At 66.1% G+C, this 239-nt stretch carries 1 protein-coding gene; it reads left to right on the forward strand.

What is annotated here, in order from left to right:
• Nucleotides 1-239, forward strand: a 239-nt coding sequence (locus HKX41_13280; GenBank protein ID NNC25107.1) for a tannase/feruloyl esterase family alpha/beta hydrolase, incomplete at both ends; no start/stop codon positions are given.

Here is a 239-nt window from a genome sequence, read left to right on the forward strand (position 1 = left end):
GAACAGCAACAACGGCTACTTCCACGACTCGCAGTTCGTGATCCGGCTCCCCGACGACTGGAACGGCAAGCTCGTGGTCACCGGAGCTCCGGGGGTGCGGCGGCAGTACGCCAACGACTTCATCATCAGCGACTGGGTGCTGGCCCGGGGCTATGCCTTCGCTGCCACCGACAAGGGAAACACCGGCGTCTTCTTCTACCGGGACGGCGAGGAGCCCGGTGACGCGGTGGCCGAGTGGC

This window comes from Salifodinibacter halophilus (genome assembly GCA_012999515.1).
GTDB lineage: Bacteria > Pseudomonadota > Gammaproteobacteria > Nevskiales > Salinisphaeraceae > Salifodinibacter > Salifodinibacter halophilus.